Below are 17,286 nucleotides of genomic sequence, written 5' to 3'. Positions count from 1 at the left end.
TTTATTTTATTGAGCCTACCATAACGCCTTTTTCAAAATACTTTTGGAAGAATGGATACATAATGATTAGAGGTAAACTAGAAAGAATAATAGACGAGTATTTAATCATTTCCGACATCTTTTTCAACTCTGCCATGGCAAGTTGATCACCAATCATGCCAGGCTGAACTTCATTTTGAATAAGAATCGAACGTAATACCAACTGCAATGGATGCAATTTAGCATCCTCTAAGTAAATCATGGCGTCAAAATAAGAATTCCATTGCCCTACAAAAGCATATAATGCTAGAACAAAAATAATTGGTTTAGATAGCGGTAAAATAATTTTGAAGAATATAAGTAAATCAGATGCCCCATCGATTTTTGCCGCTTCTTGGAGTTCCTTAGGAATGGCTCTGAAATACGTTCTAGCTAAAATAATATTCCAGACACTAATCGCACCTGGCAAAATAATAGCCCATATGCTATTTAACATCCCTAGATCCTTGACCACTAAATACGTTGGGATTAAACCACCACTGAAAAACATCGTGATGAGGAAGAAGATCATAATGACTTTCGTTCCTCTAAAACCCTCAACCGATAATGGATAAGCAGCTAGTATGGAAACAATAACTGTCGCCAAAGCAAATCCAACTGAGTACAGAATCGAGTAAAAAAATCCTCTAATAATCGCTTCGTTTTGCAAAATCTTCACATAGCCTTGCACACTCCAATCGTCCGGATTGAACGATATACCTTTACTTAGTAAGACGTTAGGTTCTAAAAACGAGGCTAACAACACATAGAGCAATGGCAACAGAATTATCAACGTCGCAATAATAAGGACATACTTATTTATCATGAGCAGAAATCGATCTTTTTTCGAATAATTCATATCCCTACCTTGTCCCCCTTTTAATAAAGACCTTCACCTTCATTAAGTTTTTTAACTACGTAGTTCACAAAAACTAGTAAAATCACATTGATAATGGAGTTAAATAATCCAACTGCCGATGAATACGCATAGTCTCCGGCTTGTAGCCCCACTTTGTAGACATAGGTTGCAATAATTTCAGACGTTGGAATATTCATTGCGGTTTGCATCAAATAGGCTTTTTCAAATCCAATGCCCATGATTCCACCTGCCGAAAGGATAAATAGAACAGCCATCATAGGTTTTAATGTCGGAAGATCGATATGCTTTACTCTTTGCAACAATGATGCTCCGTCAATGGTTGCTGCATCATGTAGCTGAGGATCGACATTAGAAAGCGCTGCCACATAAATGATAGAAGCCCAGCCTGCCCCCTGCCAAATACCCGAAAGAATATAGATGGATACAAATGCATCTGGGTCAGACATGAATGAAATTGGATTGTCCATGAAAAACGATAAAATCGTATTAATGGGTCCCGTTGGTGATAAGAAGATAAACAGCATTCCTGTAATGACAACAACCGAGATAAAATTCGGTGCATACAGTATTAATTGAATATTCTTCTTTATGGATGCTCGTTTCACCTGATTTAACATTAATGCCAGAATAATAGGTACCGGAAACCCTAACACTAGGCCGTAAACACTTAGTTTAAGCGTATTCATAAAAATGTCTCCAAAATTAGGAGAAGTTAAAAACTTTGTAAAATGCTCCAACCCTACCCAATCACTTGCCCATATACCTTTCATAGGACTGAAATCCTTAAAGGCAATAATAGATCCATACATCGGAATATACTTAAAGATAATTGTCAAAATAATCGCCGGGGCTAAAAATAAATACAGCATGTAATTTTGTTTCATGTACTGGAACAAACTTTTTTTCTTATGGAATACGTTTGTTTTTGAATCAGTAGTCATTTTTTATATAGCCCCCTTAAATGTTTTCTAATTTATAAGTTAATAATATGTCAAGTACACTAACATGTCAACCGCTTGACATACGAAAAACTAAAAAAACCTAATCTTAAGAAAATTAGGTTGTCTCACTGATTAACAACTGAACAGGCAATACAGTTTCATATGAACCTGAACACTCTGGGTTATCAATCATATCCATTAATTTTTTCACAGATGTTTTAGCAATCTCCTCAATTGGTTGTTTAATTGTCGTGAGTTGTGGTAACAAACTTCTGGTCGTTTTCGTTCCATCATAGCCGATGACCTTTAGTTGCTCAGGCACTTGGATGCTCAATTCTCTAGCAACTTGCAAACAAGCAGCAGCCATCATATCATCACTGGCAAAAATTCCATCTGTTTCGGGACGTTCCGTCAAAATTTTTCTTATCGATAGAACAATATCCTCTTCGTCAAACTGTAATTCATATGTAATCGGATTATCGACCAAATCCTCATAAGCCTTTCGCCTATATTGAGCAGGCGTTTCTAATTCAAGAGGGCCATTAATATGAATAATTGAACGGCATCCTCGATCAATTAAATGCTGAACCGCCAATTTTCCGCCCATGTAATTATCAGAACCTACTACAGGTATTGTCGGTGCCAAGTAATGGTCAATCGCAACAATCGGAAGCTTTGGATACTTATATGTATCAATTCCCCGATTATATGAACAGACAATGATACCATCTACTTGATGTCGAATCAGCATGGTTGCGTAGGCTTTCTCTTTTTCAAGCTGCCCTGAACTATTGCAAAGAATAATCTTATAACCTAAAGAAGAACAGATATTTTCAATATACAACGATAATTCCCCGAAAAAAGGGTTGCTAACTGTCGGGACGATCAGTCCAATAAAATTCGTTCTCTTTTTGAACAGAGACCTCGCAACATCATTGGGGTAATAATTCAATTCTTTAATAGCGTTCTCCACTTTTTCTTTCGTCAGCTCACTAATATACCCCCTATTATTTAACACGCGAGATACAGTAGTTGGAGATACGCCCGCTGCTTTCGCAACATCTTCTAATTTAACTTTCATAATATATCTCCTTAATAAATCATATTTATTCCCAATATTAATTACATCTTAGCATATACTCCTGTCTGGTTAATTGCTAAGGAAACCCTTACGAGCAAAGCCTTAAGATAAAACGCAAAAAAACCGTCCTTCTTCATAAGAGGATAGGTTTTCTTGTTTATGCTGTGATATTCATTTGCTCTTTCTTAAATTCACCAAGCTTTTTAGCGGTATTATTTTCCGTCGGTTTACCAAGCTGATCGATTTTACTAGTCCAATCAGATAGACGATCACGCTTTGCTGTTGTCGTTAGACCCCTAGCCCCATCAAGCGCGATTTCCTGCTTCATAACATTTCTTCGCCTTGCATTGTTTTTTTCAGTGCAGATTGCTTCTAAGTTTGCTCTATGTAAGCAGACAAATTCACAAGATTATTCAATGCTTCACCTTGTAACACCTGCTCGATTTTCAGCTCATCCTTTGAAGACTTTTGCTTGTTTTACCGTCTTCATCTACCCCTATATTCCTCGGCAGTAAGCGTTTAGTTTCCCCTATGAATTTCTCTTAAAATACTATAGCGGACTCGCAACTAAATCCCACTTCCAAGCTTTGATTGGATGGGTGACTGTCACTCATTACACTTGGATTTCTTTTCAATATAAATCCAGCTATAATAAGCAACCCAAAATAGTAAAGGTACGACTAATGTATAATTTTTTTCTTCAGCAGGCAGATAATAAAATGTTGAAATACCCAGTAAAAGGGCTAGCGGTACAAGGGTGAAATATTTTTTTCTGTGCATTTTTATTCCTCCACAATTCAACCATTATTCATTACCTTAGATTGAATATATTGCTTAACTTCATCTGCATGATCAATCTCCCTTTTCGGAAGGATATAGGCACTTACTGAGCTGTTGTAAAGATAGTAATATCCCTCGTCTTCTTTGAAACTTGTTATGCCGGACCAAGTTACTTTTGTTTCTTTGTTTAGGGACGTATCCACTAATCCTTCTTCTGTCATTTTCAGTTGATGATGACCGATTAAACCGTCATTTCTTCCTTCTTTGATCATTTTCTTAGCATTACGGGCAATGAGTTTGTAAAAATGCTTCGGGTAAAAAATAATCCATAGTATACTCATTATGAAAAAAGTGATAAACAGCGGTAGAAAAGGCATGTCACTAATCGCAGCATAAACATAAGAAATAATGATAAAGAATAATGGAGATAAAAACCTTTGCAATGCCAATGCCCGTTTACCAGTTTCAGAATTTTTGATATGATACAAATTGAAATTTATATAATCTTCTTCTGTTAAATTGTAGTAAATTTCCATTGTAGCCTCCTCAATCTTTTATCATCTTAGTGACAGGCACCAGAACTAAGATGATTAAACAAATTACTTTCACCGGTAATTACCCTGACGTTATTTTTCCGATAGTCCTTCAAACTTATAAAAGAAAAAAGCCTATATAATACAGGAATTACGGCTATAATTGACACCCACTTGAACGAGCCAAAAGCAAAGCCGATACCTACTAAAACTGCCATTACAAACAAGAAATTGCCCGAAAAACCATTAAGCGGTTCATTGTCTAAGAAAAGTCCCCTGAACCCTTTCAATTCTTTTACATAACAATCTTCATGATAAGCAACTACAACAAAAAGTATAGTTGCGGTTACTAAATCCCCTCTAAACTTAATTTCTTTAGAGCATTTTTCACAATAAACAGCTTTAGACACGGGTATCCCCCTTTTCAAACATTCCATTCAGCCGTTTCTTTTTCAAAAAACTGAGTTTCGTTTCCGATATGACGATTGCGCTAAGGATGAGTATTGCACCAATGGCCATTTTCCCAGTCATTACTTCGCTTAAAATCACAACTGAAAATGCCATACCCCAAAATGATTCGGTCGATAGAATGATTGCTGCTTTCGTTTCCGTTATAAACTTTTGTGCAGTTGTTTTTAATAAAAATGCGATTGTTGTCGAGAATACTGCCAGGTAAAGGAGTGGGAGCAGACCTTCTGCCTCCATAGAAAAGGTTGTTTCACTTTTGAATACTACAACGACGTATCCAATCACTGCCGCTACCGTCATTTGAATAATCGTTAGCTGGATAGGGTCCTCGTCTTTTACAAATTTAGAGGTATAGAAGATATGGAACGCAAATCCTACTGCGCAGCATAGCGTTAATAAATCTCCTACGTTGACTTCTGAAGAGAATTTAAGTGATAGTACTGCTACTCCAATCATGGCCATGAACGCCCCGCCGAGTTCAAAGATATCAATTTTCTTCTTATAAATGATGAATCCTATAAATGGTACAATAACAACATTGACAGCAGTTAAGAATGCATTTTTTGAAGGTGTCGTATACTGTAAACCTACCGTTTGAAGAGCAAAAGCGATATAGAGAACGATCCCCAATATTGACCCTTTTATCAATGCACTTTTCTTTATCATCTTTAACCGTTTATGAAACACAATCGCTAAAATTAGTGCGCCTACGACAAACCGCCCCGCCAGTATTTGATACGGAGTATAGTATTCCAAGGATACGGCACTAGCCACAAATCCGCTACCCCATATGATTGCTGTGATAATAAGTCCTATTTCTCCGATATATTTCCGCATTTAATCCATCGCCATCCTTATCAATATCATTTATTCAGTGTACCAAATCGGATGGCTGAATGGCGCAAATTATTAAATAAGCTTTCCGATGATAGCTTTCAATTTTTCACTAGTGCTTAAATGCACACTTTCGCCCGCCCACAACGACATAAAATCAGTATTTCCTTGCTTTGCCGCCTCTTTACGAATCTCTTTTGTTAAATCATTCTGAAACGGGTAAGGTGCAATAACTTCCTCGTTCATTTCAGTAATGAATCGATTGCGTATACCGCGTGCGGTTTTGCCAGAGAATGCCTTTGTTAATACCGTACATCCAGCTTCTGCATCCAAAATTGCCTGTTTATAAAGGGGATGTGCGCCACTTTCATCGGCCGCCAGGAATGCAGTTCCTATTTGGACTGCTTGTGCCCCAGCAGATAGTGCATTTCCCATCATTTCTTTATTCGCAATTCCGCCTGTTGCAATGACCGGAACTTGAACAGCTGCGACTACCCCTCTAAGCAATTCATCCAAGGGAATCAACGTTAATTCACCAGCAAAAGACCCACGGTGCCCACCTGCTTCACTGCCTTGTACAACGATTGCATCCATGCCCGCTTGTTCTGCCAGTTTCGCCTCATCCACTGTCGTTGCTGTCCCAATGAGATAAACGTCATTTCCTTTCAACAATCGCACAGTCTTTTCATCCGGCAATCCGAATGTAAATGAACAGACTTTCACGCCTTCTTCTACCACTACTTGAACTTGCCCATCAAATTCAGATTCCGACAGCGTTGCTTCCCAAAACGGCAGACCGAGCTGCTTGCCAATCGGTTTTAGCGCCTCATATGCTTGCCGTAAATACAGCGGGTCCATTTCAACCCGCTCCGGAACAAACAAGTTCACCGCAAACGATTTCTCCGTCCGCTCCTTCACTTCGCGAATAAACTGACGCGTCTCATCGGCTGAAAGATAACCCGCTCCAATTGAACCAAGTGCGCCTGCTTCCGAAGATGCCGCCACAAATTCCGGCGTTGTCACCCCCGCCATTGGGGCTTGAAAGATGGGGTATTCAATTTCTAAACGTGTTGTCAATTTCATTGTACCCGCCCCCTACTCCTCATTTCACCGCTATTTAAAAGAACATTCATTCCATAGCAAGAATTAAAAAAAGATGCAAAAAACAAAGAAGAACATAATAACTCCCCCGAGCACTTTCTGATTATGATAATTCCCACCGTCTTTCATTCTTTGAAGTAAGGTTACGAGATTCAGAAACCCCAAAACGCCAATAATCGATATTATGAAGGATAAAAAATATATTAATTTAAACGACTCCTTTGTTTTAGTTTACTTATACTTCACTCAATCGAAACATATCCCGTCTTCTCAATAATCTCCTGCCCTTGCTCCGACAAAATCCAGTCGATGAATGCCTCAACATGCGGATTATCACTGCCGGCAGTCACGGCATAAAATTCACTTGCTATCGGATAATCACCCGAGCGAATGGAATCGACTGTTGGTTCAATACCTTCCACTTGAAGTAAACGAATTTCATCGTTCCTGACCATTTCTGTGGAATAATAGCGGAATGTAAAGCCAATCGCATTATTATAGTTTGTATAGGCCGATACCTGATTAATGATTCCACCCATAAGGTCAATTATATTTTCAACTGGAGGATCCATGATTGGTACATCGTCCATCAAGTTTTGAAGCGCAGTTTGACTACCACTGTCTTCAGGTCGTTGAAAAGCGCGAATGGCTTTACTTTTACCTCCAACCTCTTTCCAATTTTGAATTGCACCCGAATAAATTCCTTTTATCTCATTCATCGTCAAATCCTGCACGCTATTTTTTGAGTTGACGAAAAAGACAAATGCTTCCTTACCAATTGGCGTTAATTTTAATTCTTTCCCGGCTAGTTTAGCGGACTCAATTTGATCCGCAGAAGGTCCCGCAACAAAAATCATATCTACCTTGCCACTAATAAGATTTTCGTATGCTATATGCGTCATGTTAGACATCACTTCACTGTCATAAATTTGATACGCTTTCTCCGGATATATCGCCTGCGCGAATGCCGCATACATCGGATACAGTGCAGTCGCACCATCAATAATTGGTAACTCTGATTCTAGTTTCAAGGTTGCGGGCTTATCCAACTTCACCGCTTTCGTTCCTTTTTCAAATGGCATATATTGTTGCAAGTCTACTTCAGCATCCCCAACAATGTCCAACGACTGCTTATACAGCCCCGAAATCGCGAAGGATAATCCGACTACTGCAATAGCTGCCGCCAGCCCGTAAAATACTTTCTTTCCAGTTGTTCGCTTCATCAAGCCAAACGTTTTGAATGAAAAAAGGGCAACCAGAAAAACGTATAGTGCGATTACGAGTGGAATGATATACGACATATTCGGTGGAATGTACAAAAAAGAGAAAAACAGTAAAGGTAAAGCCAAAATTATCGCTAGTACACTAATTATAATAATGTTTCCTATAATCATATCTATTTTCAATTTAGCCCCTCCAGTTGTGAAATCTTCTTACTTTTAAGCGTAGTTAAGTAAAACGGCTTCTAGTAAATTCCTTACTGTTTCCGATAGTCATATACATCTATCCGCATATCTAGTTTAACTCCGTTGATTGATACTATAGTGTCATCTATCCAAATATATTCCCTCCTGACAGCGTACGCCACTGGGCGAAAAAGTTGCGTTAGCGGTTCTCCCTTCGGCAGGTGATTTGTATTAATAAAAAATAGTAATATACGAATAATCGAATGATGACAAGTCCCACTAACATCGCGAACGAAATTCTGGTCACCTTCAAAGCGAACTTTATCGCCTTACTTTCTTCTTACATTCTTGACGTAATATGTCACACAATTGTTTCCAGTAAAGAATAGACCCTCTTCGGATTTTTGATAGATCACTTTATAGAAACATATCCTGTCTTCTCAATAATCTCCTGCCCTTGCTCCGACAAAATCCAGTCGATGAATGCGTCAACATGCGGATTGTCACTGCCTGAAGTGACTGCGTACAATTCGTTGGTAATCGGATAATCTCTAGAACGTATCGTTTCCTTTGTTGGTTCGGCACCATTCACGGAGAGTAAACGGATAGCATTGTTTTTCGTCATTTCTGTTGAATAATATCTAAACGTGTAGCCAATGGCATTGTTGTAGTTTTTATAATCGGACACTTGATCGATAACTGTGCCCATGAGTGACGCAATGTCCTCAACAGGCGGATCCATAATCGGCACGTCCCCCATAAAATGTTGGAGAGCTGTCTGGCTACCGCTGTCATCAGGTCGTTGGAAAGCACGAATGTCCTTGTTCTTACCGCCGACTGCTTCCCAATTCGTGATGTCTCCCGCATAAATCCCCTTGATTTCATCCTCAGTCAAACTCTGTACAGGGTTTTTTTCATTAACAAAGAACACAAAGGCTTCTTTGCCGATTGGTGTCAGCTTTAGCTCTTTTCCTAATCGTTTCGCCACCGCCAACTGCTGATCAGATGGAGCAAGCGCGAAAATAATATCAGCCCTACCATTTATGAGATTACTATAAGCCGCACCGGTCCGATTCGACATCACTTCACTGTCGTGTTGGTCATACTTCTTTTCAGGATACACTGCCTGTGCGAAAGCAGCATAAACAGGATATAATGCAGTCGCGCCATCAATAATTGGCAGATTTTCTTCAATTTTCATTGTCGAAGGTTCTGTAAGGGTCACCGCTTTTGTGTGGTCACCAAAAGGTTCATAGGTGCTCGTATCCACTTGACCATCCTGAACAATCGGCCTCGTTTTATTGTAAATGCTCGGAACTGCGACTATGAGTGATAAGCAAACGACCCCAATGATGACGCGGTAAACAACTTTTTCGTGTTTGCTCTTCCCAAACATTCTCACGAATAATACAGTGCCCAACGACACATAAAGCACAACTAGGAGTGGCAGCAAAAATAATAGTCCTGCGATCCAGACATATAATGCACCAATAAGTGTAAAAGGTAGCAGCAAGCCCATAATTACAATGAATATCACAACGTCTCCCGCTCTCCGAAAAATATCCTTCTCCACATCATGACCTCCTTTATGACATCTAATTTATCGGACCATTCAGCTACAAGTGAACTTTACCACAAAAACCCATTCTCAGTGTTTAAGAATGGGTTTTCGGGTGTTTCGAGTTAGTATACAGCTGATTATTTACCTTACAAAATCTCGCATACCCGTCCAACTTGTCCGTCTTCCAAGCGTACTTTAATACCGTGTGGGTGGAAGCTTGAGTTCGTCAACAAATCTTTAACGACACCCTCCGTCTTCACGCCCGAACGCTGATCTTTTTTCAAGATGACTGCCACTTTTATTCCTGGTGTTACATCTGCACGATTCTGTCCACTCATTTATTACTCGTCCTCTCTTTTTTGAAACATACTTTGTACGACGTGTGCGGTTCCAGTATGCAACTGGCCCTCCACGCGATTAACTTCCCCAATATGGAAGTGTTTTACGAAATAACCGTCGAATTGTTCAAGCATCTGAACTGGAGCACACAGCATTTCTTCGATGCGTGGGCCGCCCGTTCCGTAACGGAGCTGCTCTTTCGTATACAGTTCGCTTATATAGTAGCCGCCTGGTTTTAATGCCTTCTTTATCCCTGCTAACGTACGGTTCATAACGTTTCCCGGGAAATGACCGAAGATGTGGACAATGGCATCCCACTGCTCTTCTTCCCACATCACTTCCGACAAATCTCGGAGCTCAGTTTTTACGGCGACACCTTTTTCATCTGCTAACTGCTTGGTTTTCTCCAGTCCGGCTGGCGCATAATCCCACGCCGTTACGTCGAAGCCGAGTGTCGCCAAGTAAACCGAATTGCGTCCTTCGCCTTCCGCAATGCAAAGTACTTTGCCCTTTGGTAACTGCTGTGCCGCCTCTACGAGAAATCCATTAGGTTCTTTGCCGTAGATATATTCTTCTGTAGAAAAACGTTCATGCCAACTGTTTGTCATTTGTCAGACCCCTTTTACTAGGCTGGTTCTAGCTTACCACATAGTTAGCTAGGTTTTGGGGAGGTTTATGATCGGTACGCCGTGGTTTATGATCGAGTGCCGGGTTATATGATCGGTACGCGGTGGTTTATGATCGGGTGCCGAGTTATATGATCGGTATGCCGTGTTTTATGACCAGTAGTTGCCGCTAACGAGTCAAACATGTTCATCACCTCTATACATCACTTCACCCGCAACAACGGTCATCACAACAGTCGCGTTCACGATTTCTTCATCTGTCACTTGGAATAAATCCCTATCGAGCACAGTGAAATCTGCATCGAATCCAGGTATAAGTTTACCTCGGACATCCGCTTTCCCGATTGTACCTGCACTTCCCGTTGTAAATAAACCTACTGCTTCATAGCGACTCAGTTTTTCATCCGGCAAATAGCCTTCATGGTTTTCCCCAGGCTTTCGACGCGCTGCCGCTGCATAGATGCCAAGCAATGGATCAACCTCTTCGATTGGCGCATCGGAACCACCACCACAAATGAATCCGCGATCGAGCAGCTTTTTCCACGCATAAGCCCAGTCAAGACGGTCCTCGCCTAAACGCTCCATGACCCATGGGAAATCTGACGATACAAACACCGGCTGTAAATCAAGGATGACTGGCAGCTTTTCCATACGTTTGACTAGATCTTCACGCAAGACATTTACATGGATAAGGCGATCACGTTTGCCACTAGGAACTGGGTACTTTTCAATCGCATTGAGCGCTTTTTCAACAGCTGCATCCCCGATGACGTGAACAGCAATCGCCTCTCCATACTTGCGTGCGTGCGCTACTAGCATATCGATTTCTTCATCTGTAATAACTGCCATGCCGGACGTTTCCGGCGTATCCGCATACGGTTTACTTAACAATGCAGTTTTACCTCCAAGCGCTCCGTCGATGAAAAACTTCATCTCGCCTGGCTCTATCCAAGGTTCATTATAAGTAGCTTGCTCTTCCATCAATTGCTTGAAAACAGTTGACCGTCGCAATAAATGTGCGCGAAATTTCTTCTGCTCGCCGATGACGTTTTTGAAAGCTTGCAGCGGATTTTTATAGTCACCATAATACCCAAGATCATCTGTCACGCCTCCTGTCAGCCCAAGTGACAGCAAATCATCCACTGATTTTCGCAAGGCCAGTGTCAATGATTCTTCCGTCGGTTCTGGAATAAGGCCGAGCACAATCTTCTGCGCTCCTTCTTTTAAGTAGCCCGTTGGTTCCCCGTTTGCATCGCGCATAATAACACCATCTTCGGGATCTAGTGTATCTTTTGAAATACCTGCTAGCTCAAGCGCTTTTGAATTTGCGAGCGCTGCGTGCCGGCATGTCCGCTTCAAAAGCATTGGGGAATCCGTCACCTTATCCAATTCATGTCGCGTAGGGATCTTTTTATCTGGAAAGTTATTTTCATTCCATCCTTCTCCGATAAACCATTCGTCTGATTTCAAATCGGGATAAGCATTCATCAGCATATCCATCATGTCATCTGCTGACGATGCCTTTGACAAATCCAGACTCAGTAACTTTTCGCCGTGGCCAATCATATGCATATGACTATCGACGAATCCTGGATAAAGAACGGAACCCTGTAAATCAATTTCATTATCTGCTCGTTCTTTTAAATCCTCAAATGTACCAACTGCACTAATCTTACCGTTTTCAGTGAGCAGCGCCTCAACTTGGTCGCCTTCTTGTTCCATTGTATACATCGTGCCGTTATGCCAAAGTGTTTTCATCCCAATTCCCCCTATCTCTATATTATAGTCTAAACTTTCGGTCATTCACGAGCAATGTTTTGAATATGAATGATACAATTAAATTTATTGACGAGGAGGAATTTAAATGAGATTTACCGTTTACCTAGCAGGGGAAATCCATAGTTCATGGCGCGAGGAAGTAAAGATGAAAGTAGCAGCACTTAAGTTGCCAATTGATTTCGTCGGTCCCATGGAAGACCACGATCGTTCCGATAACATCGGAGAAGATATTCTAGGCAAGCAGTCGAATGCAATCGCCAAAGATGCTGCGGCATCGAGCTTTAATAATTTGCGAACGGAGCTGTTAATGAAGCAAGCCGATCTTGTCATCGCATTATTCGGGGAGAAGTATAAGCAGTGGAACACCGCAATGGACGCGAGTGCTGCCGTCGCATTCGGCAAACCGCTCATTCTTATTCGTGATGAAGCACACCATCACGCACTAAAGGAATTGTCTCGCAAAGCAAATGCAACCGTCGAAACGGTCGACCAAGCTGTGAAAGCATTGCATTATATTTTCGAATGAAGTTCAACCAACAGACGGGCTGCTCCTCTCAAGGGCATGCCTTTTTTTGTTCCTAAAAGGGTTTCAACAGCGATCATAAACCCGACGATCTAGCATATAACCCCCTACCCCATTTACAAAACCTTAACCATTCCTTCATACACCCACAACAATTCCCCTCTATCATATGAATTGTAGTCAAAACACTTTAGGGGGACAACAACAGATGAAAAACATGAAGATACTTGCAACACTCGGACTTGCATGCTCGATTTTCCTAGCAGCTTGCGGCGGAACGGAAGGCAATACATCAGCTAAAACAAGCGAAGGCTTGAGCGGTAGTGTAGCAGGTGACGGATCGTCGACAGTTGCGCCAATCATGGAAGCGATTGTTGAAGAATATGCACAAGCTGAAAAAGACGTTAAAGTCTCTGTGGGTGTTTCGGGTACAGGTGGAGGATTTGAGAAATTCATCGCTGGTTCAACAGACTTCTCAAATGCATCCCGTCCAATTAAAGATGAAGAGAAAGCTAAATTAGATGAAGCAGGCGTTAACTATACAGAACTTAAAATTGCGAACGATGGTTTGACAATCGTTGTGAATAAAGAAAACACTTGGGTCGACTCACTTACTGTTGAAGATCTTGCGAAAATGTGGGCAGAAGATGGAACAGCAAAAAAATGGTCTGACATCAATCCAAGCTGGCCAGCTGAAGAAATCGTCTTTTATTCACCAGGTACAGATTCTGGCACATATGACTACTTCAATGAAGTTGTCTTAGAAGATACTGACCTTGTAAAATCTGCAACACTATCTGAAGATGACAACGTTCTTGTTACAGGCATTAAAGGCGACAAAAACGCTATTGGGTTTTTCGGTTATGCATACTACGAAGCAAATAAAGACTCTCTGAATGCAGTATTAATTGATGGCGTCGAACCGAATGCAACAACAATCGAGTCCGGCGAATACACACCGTTCTCACGTCCACTATTCGTTTATGTTAGCAATGCTGCACTAAAAGAGAAAAAAGAAGTTCGTAACTTTATGGAATATGTAATTGACAATGCTGGCGAAATGGCAAAAGCAGTCGGTTATGTACAACTTCCTGACGCAGACTACGAAGATGCACGTAAAGCAATAGATTCTGTGAAATAAAAGCTGAATACTTTCAAGCATAGAAGCAATTCCGGCTGTCCTGCATAGTAGGGCAGCCATTATCCTTTCAACAACGCTCTCTAAACTAAACAACGTTATCCACTAGGAGGTAAACGGATTGACTTCAATAAAACCGACTGAAAAGTTGCGAACACGCGATGTCATTGCTGCTGCGAAAAAGAATGAGAAGTTCGGCAAAATCATCCCGCACCTTTTACTTGCTGTCACTTCCGTTACTGTACTGGCAACATTCGGGATTATCTACACATTGCTGAAAGAAACATTCATCTTTTTTCAAGAAGTTAAGGTCACCGATTTTATTTTTGGCACAGAGTGGGCACCTTTCTCCAATGCTGATCAGGCGTTCGGTGTGCTTCCTTTAATAACCGGGACATTAAAAATCGCAGGTGTCGCACTTCTAATTGGGGTGCCTTTTGGACTCGCGTGTGCGATTTTCCTCAGTGAATATGCGTCACCTAAACTCAAAAAGTTCATCAAACCAATTATTGAGTTACTAGCTGGTATTCCAACGATTGTTTATGGATTCTTCGCATTAACAGTCGTGACGCCGTGGCTACAGTCATTCATTCCACAACTAAAATTATTTAACGCATTAAGTGCCGGTATTGTTGTCGGTATTATGATTTTACCAATGATTATCTCACTTTCTGAAGATGCACTTTCTGCGGTTCCTGCTTCATTCCGCGAGGGATCTTATGCACTTGGGTCTACCCGATTCGAAACAGCTATCAAAGTCGTCGTTCCTGCAGCTATTTCAGGGATCGCCGCATCGATTATTCTTGCTGCATCACGCGCTGTAGGAGAAACAATGATCGTCTCACTTGCCGCGGGTTCCACGCCGGTATTAAATATGGACTTTACAGGTTCAATTCAAACGATGACTTCGTATATCGTTCAAGTCGCAACAGGTGACGCAGGTTATGGTACAACAATCTACTACTCCATTTACGCTGTTGGTTTCATGCTGTTCCTTTTTACATTCCTAATGAACCGGGCCGCTTTATACATCAAGACGAAATTCAGGGAGGAATACTAATATGGACCGCGTACTCCAGTCAAAAATAAATCGACGGCTGACAAAAGATTCTGCGATGAAATGGCTGTTCGCCGCAGTCGTCGCCGCCGTTCTCGGAATTACATTCTTCCTGTTTTACGGTATTGGTGCAGATGGGGTCGGACGGTTGAATCTTTCATTCTTTACGAACTTCGGATCCCGCTTCCCTGAAAAGGCGGGCATTAAAGCAGCACTTGTCGGCACACTGGCTCTCATGGCCGTCGTTATTCCGGTATCCATGTTCCTAGGTCTTTGTTCGGCTATTTACCTTGAAGAATATGCCAAAAAAAATAAATGGACCGCTTTTATTGAAATGAATATCAGTAATCTTGCGGGCGTGCCTTCTGTTGTCTTCGGGCTTCTTGGTTTAACTGTATTTGTCCGTGCATTATCACTCGGCAACAGTATCTTGGCTGCTGGATTGACGATGAGTTTGCTAATCTTACCAATCATCATCGTAGCTTCCCAAGAAGCACTTCGTTCCGTACCAGACACGCTTCGGGAAGCTTCATACGGCATGGGCGCAACAAAATGGCAAACAATCATTCATGTGATTTTACCGTCCGCAACAGGTTCTATTTTGACAGGTAGCATCCTATCCTTCTCACGTGCCATCGGTGAAACAGCACCGCTTATCGTTCTTGGGATCCCGGTTATCGTTCAATTCCTGCCAACTGGACCGCTTAGTACATTTACAGCTCTTCCGATGCAAATTTACGACTGGGCCAAACGCCCGCAACCTGAATTTGCAGATGCTGCCTCTGCAGGTATTATCGCGCTGATGGTCTTGCTCATCACAATGAACGGATTTGCGATTTATTTTAGAAACAGATCGGAAAAAAAGCTTAAAAATTGATAGGAGGATTAGTATGACAACAACACTCGTTCGACCTACTGATGACACCAAGCTCCGCGTCATGAAAAATGAAAACTGGACAAAGGCCGTTTATGAAACAAACGGTTTGAATCTTTGGTACGGCACGGCACACGCGCTAAAAAACATCGACTTGTCCATCAATGAAAAAGAAGTAACAGCAATTATCGGCCCTTCCGGATGTGGTAAATCTACGTATTTAAAAACACTAAACCGTATGGTAGAAAACGTAGGTGACGTCACCATTTCTGGTAATGTTACATTTATGGGTAATAATATTCTTGGCAAAGCTATGTCTGTGGAATTGCTTCGTTCAAAAGTCGGTATGGTATTCCAAAAACCCAACCCATTCCCGAAATCCATCTATGAAAACGTTGCATACGGCCCGAAGATTCACGGTATCCGTAACAAAGCAATGCTAGATATGATTGTTGAAGACAGCTTGCGTAAAGCGGCTTTGTGGGATGAAGTAAAAGACCGTCTGAACAAAAGCGCATATAGCCTTTCCGGCGGACAGCAACAACGGCTCTGTATCGCGCGCTGCCTTGCAGTTGACCCAGAAGTCATCTTAATGGATGAGCCAACTTCAGCACTCGACCCGGTATCGACGCATAAAGTCGAAGAATTGATTCGCACCATCAAAAACGACGTAACAATTGCGATCGTCACGCACAATATGCAACAGGCAACACGTATTTCTGACCGTACTGCATTCTTCTTGAATGGTGAAATCATAGAATGCGATCGTACATCTACACTGTTTAGCACTCCAACAGATGAACGCACTGATGACTATATCAACGGACGGTTCGGTTGATGCACCGCACTAAAAGGTCCTCTACAATACCAGTGATTCATTCACTGACTTGTAGAGGGCCTTTTGTATTTGTGATGAAGTGCCCGAAATTGTATCTTCGGGCACTATCAATTTCTGTAGAAAGTCATCTATTCATTTTTTCAAAACAACTGCAATTTCCACTTAAACATTATAGGTCCGCGACAGGCAACTAATCGCAATAGGATCACCAAGGAGGAATGAACTGCAATTCCTCCTCAAATCTGTCGTGATTATTTCGCCGAAAACGGGCCGGTAATGTACCAGTGAATATGGGGGTTCACTCCCTTGTCACCAGTATTATTCGCAATAAAATGGTTGATCAACAGACGTGAAAGGACAGTTTCTCTGCTTCATAAAAAAAAGGTTCTTTGTCAAATGACGTTGGTGAAGAATAGTAGCTAACCATAACTTAGTTATTGTCGGGCTATCCTGGAAGTCAGTAAAGCTGATTTTTCAGGATAGTCCTTTTTCATATAGTCTTCCAGGTA

The 17,286-nt window shown here is 41.4% G+C and carries 20 protein-coding genes; 5 read left to right on the top strand and 15 right to left on the bottom strand.

The window, feature by feature from the left end:
* Position 1 precedes the first annotated feature (1 nt).
* The 15 genes from I2484_RS10880 to I2484_RS10810 all read right to left on the bottom strand — a co-directional run bounded on the left by I2484_RS10880 (position 2) and on the right by I2484_RS10810 (position 12,326).
* Positions 2–877 (bottom strand): carbohydrate ABC transporter permease, encoded by an 876-nt coding sequence (locus I2484_RS10880; RefSeq protein WP_207151048.1) that lies wholly within the window; start codon positions 875–877, stop codon positions 2–4.
* A 20-nt stretch (positions 878–897) separates the two neighbouring features.
* A complete protein-coding gene (locus tag I2484_RS10875; protein ID WP_186671493.1) occupies positions 898–1,839 on the bottom strand; it encodes an ABC transporter permease in 942 nt (313 codons plus the stop codon).
* Between the two features lie 115 nt (positions 1,840–1,954).
* Positions 1,955–2,920, bottom strand: a complete 966-nt coding sequence (locus tag I2484_RS10870; protein ID WP_207151047.1) for a LacI family DNA-binding transcriptional regulator — start codon at positions 2,918–2,920, stop codon at positions 1,955–1,957.
* Between the two features lie 157 nt (positions 2,921–3,077).
* The gene (locus I2484_RS10865) at positions 3,078–3,248 is read right to left on the bottom strand and encodes a hypothetical protein (RefSeq protein WP_207151046.1); all 171 of its coding nucleotides are present in this window, start codon (positions 3,246–3,248) and stop codon (positions 3,078–3,080) included.
* Between the two features lie 278 nt (positions 3,249–3,526).
* A complete protein-coding gene (locus I2484_RS10860; RefSeq protein WP_207151045.1) occupies positions 3,527–3,700 on the bottom strand; it encodes a hypothetical protein in 174 nt (57 codons plus the stop codon).
* A gap of 17 nt (positions 3,701–3,717) precedes the next feature.
* Complete coding sequence (locus I2484_RS10855) at positions 3,718–4,236, bottom strand: YcxB family protein (RefSeq protein ID WP_207151044.1); 519 nt, start codon at positions 4,234–4,236, stop codon at positions 3,718–3,720.
* A gap of 26 nt (positions 4,237–4,262) precedes the next feature.
* Positions 4,263–4,643: a hypothetical protein gene (locus I2484_RS10850; RefSeq protein WP_207151043.1), complete on the bottom strand. Its 381-nt coding sequence runs from the start codon at positions 4,641–4,643 to the stop codon at positions 4,263–4,265.
* Entirely contained in the window at positions 4,636–5,538 is a 903-nt protein-coding gene (locus tag I2484_RS10845) for a DMT family transporter (RefSeq protein WP_207151042.1), read from the bottom strand. The genes I2484_RS10850 and I2484_RS10845 overlap by 8 nt, the downstream gene beginning before the upstream one ends.
* Before the next feature lie 72 nt (positions 5,539–5,610).
* Positions 5,611–6,618 (bottom strand): NAD(P)H-dependent flavin oxidoreductase, encoded by a 1,008-nt coding sequence (locus I2484_RS10840; protein WP_207151041.1) that lies wholly within the window; start codon positions 6,616–6,618, stop codon positions 5,611–5,613.
* Positions 6,619–6,878: 260 nt separating this feature from the next.
* The gene (locus tag I2484_RS10835) at positions 6,879–8,042 is read right to left on the bottom strand and encodes a PstS family phosphate ABC transporter substrate-binding protein (protein WP_255551312.1); all 1,164 of its coding nucleotides are present in this window, start codon (positions 8,040–8,042) and stop codon (positions 6,879–6,881) included.
* 71 nt (positions 8,043–8,113) lie between these two features.
* Positions 8,114–8,224, bottom strand: coding sequence for a DUF5412 family protein (locus I2484_RS21990; RefSeq protein WP_207151040.1), 111 nt, complete (start codon positions 8,222–8,224; stop codon positions 8,114–8,116).
* A 230-nt stretch (positions 8,225–8,454) separates the two neighbouring features.
* Positions 8,455–9,615 (bottom strand): PstS family phosphate ABC transporter substrate-binding protein, encoded by a 1,161-nt coding sequence (locus I2484_RS10825; protein ID WP_346014183.1) that lies wholly within the window; start codon positions 9,613–9,615, stop codon positions 8,455–8,457.
* A 134-nt stretch (positions 9,616–9,749) separates the two neighbouring features.
* Positions 9,750–9,941, bottom strand: a complete 192-nt coding sequence (locus I2484_RS10820) for a YwbE family protein (protein ID WP_207151039.1) — start codon at positions 9,939–9,941, stop codon at positions 9,750–9,752.
* A 3-nt stretch (positions 9,942–9,944) separates the two neighbouring features.
* Entirely contained in the window at positions 9,945–10,550 is a 606-nt protein-coding gene (locus tag I2484_RS10815; RefSeq protein ID WP_207151038.1) for a class I SAM-dependent methyltransferase, read from the bottom strand.
* Between the two features lie 195 nt (positions 10,551–10,745).
* Positions 10,746–12,326 carry an amidohydrolase gene (locus tag I2484_RS10810; protein WP_207151037.1) on the bottom strand — a complete coding sequence of 527 codons (1,581 nt, stop codon included), beginning with the start codon at positions 12,324–12,326 and terminating at the stop codon, positions 10,746–10,748.
* Positions 12,327–12,432: 106 nt separating this feature from the next.
* Between I2484_RS10810 and I2484_RS10805 the strand changes: the two genes are divergently transcribed.
* From I2484_RS10805 to pstB, 5 genes are all read left to right on the top strand, one after another.
* On the top strand, positions 12,433–12,873 hold the full coding sequence (locus I2484_RS10805) for a YtoQ family protein (protein WP_207151036.1): 441 nt from the start codon (positions 12,433–12,435) through the stop codon (positions 12,871–12,873).
* Between the two features lie 205 nt (positions 12,874–13,078).
* Positions 13,079–14,011: a PstS family phosphate ABC transporter substrate-binding protein gene (locus I2484_RS10800; RefSeq protein WP_207151035.1), complete on the top strand. Its 933-nt coding sequence runs from the start codon at positions 13,079–13,081 to the stop codon at positions 14,009–14,011.
* Between the two features lie 118 nt (positions 14,012–14,129).
* Positions 14,130–15,068: a phosphate ABC transporter permease subunit PstC gene (gene pstC / locus I2484_RS10795; RefSeq protein WP_207151034.1), complete on the top strand. Its 939-nt coding sequence runs from the start codon at positions 14,130–14,132 to the stop codon at positions 15,066–15,068.
* Between the two features lies 1 nt (position 15,069).
* Entirely contained in the window at positions 15,070–15,942 is an 873-nt protein-coding gene (pstA, locus tag I2484_RS10790; protein ID WP_207151033.1) for a phosphate ABC transporter permease PstA, read from the top strand.
* A 13-nt stretch (positions 15,943–15,955) separates the two neighbouring features.
* Positions 15,956–16,777: a phosphate ABC transporter ATP-binding protein PstB gene (gene pstB, locus I2484_RS10785; RefSeq protein ID WP_207151032.1), complete on the top strand. Its 822-nt coding sequence runs from the start codon at positions 15,956–15,958 to the stop codon at positions 16,775–16,777.
* Positions 16,778–17,286 lie beyond the last annotated feature (509 nt).

Origin of the sequence: Sporosarcina sp. E16_8, from assembly GCF_017347095.1 — a bacterium.
Classification (GTDB): Bacteria; Bacillota; Bacilli; order Bacillales_A; family Planococcaceae; genus Sporosarcina.
This window is presented reverse-complemented; position numbering and strand designations above follow the sequence as displayed.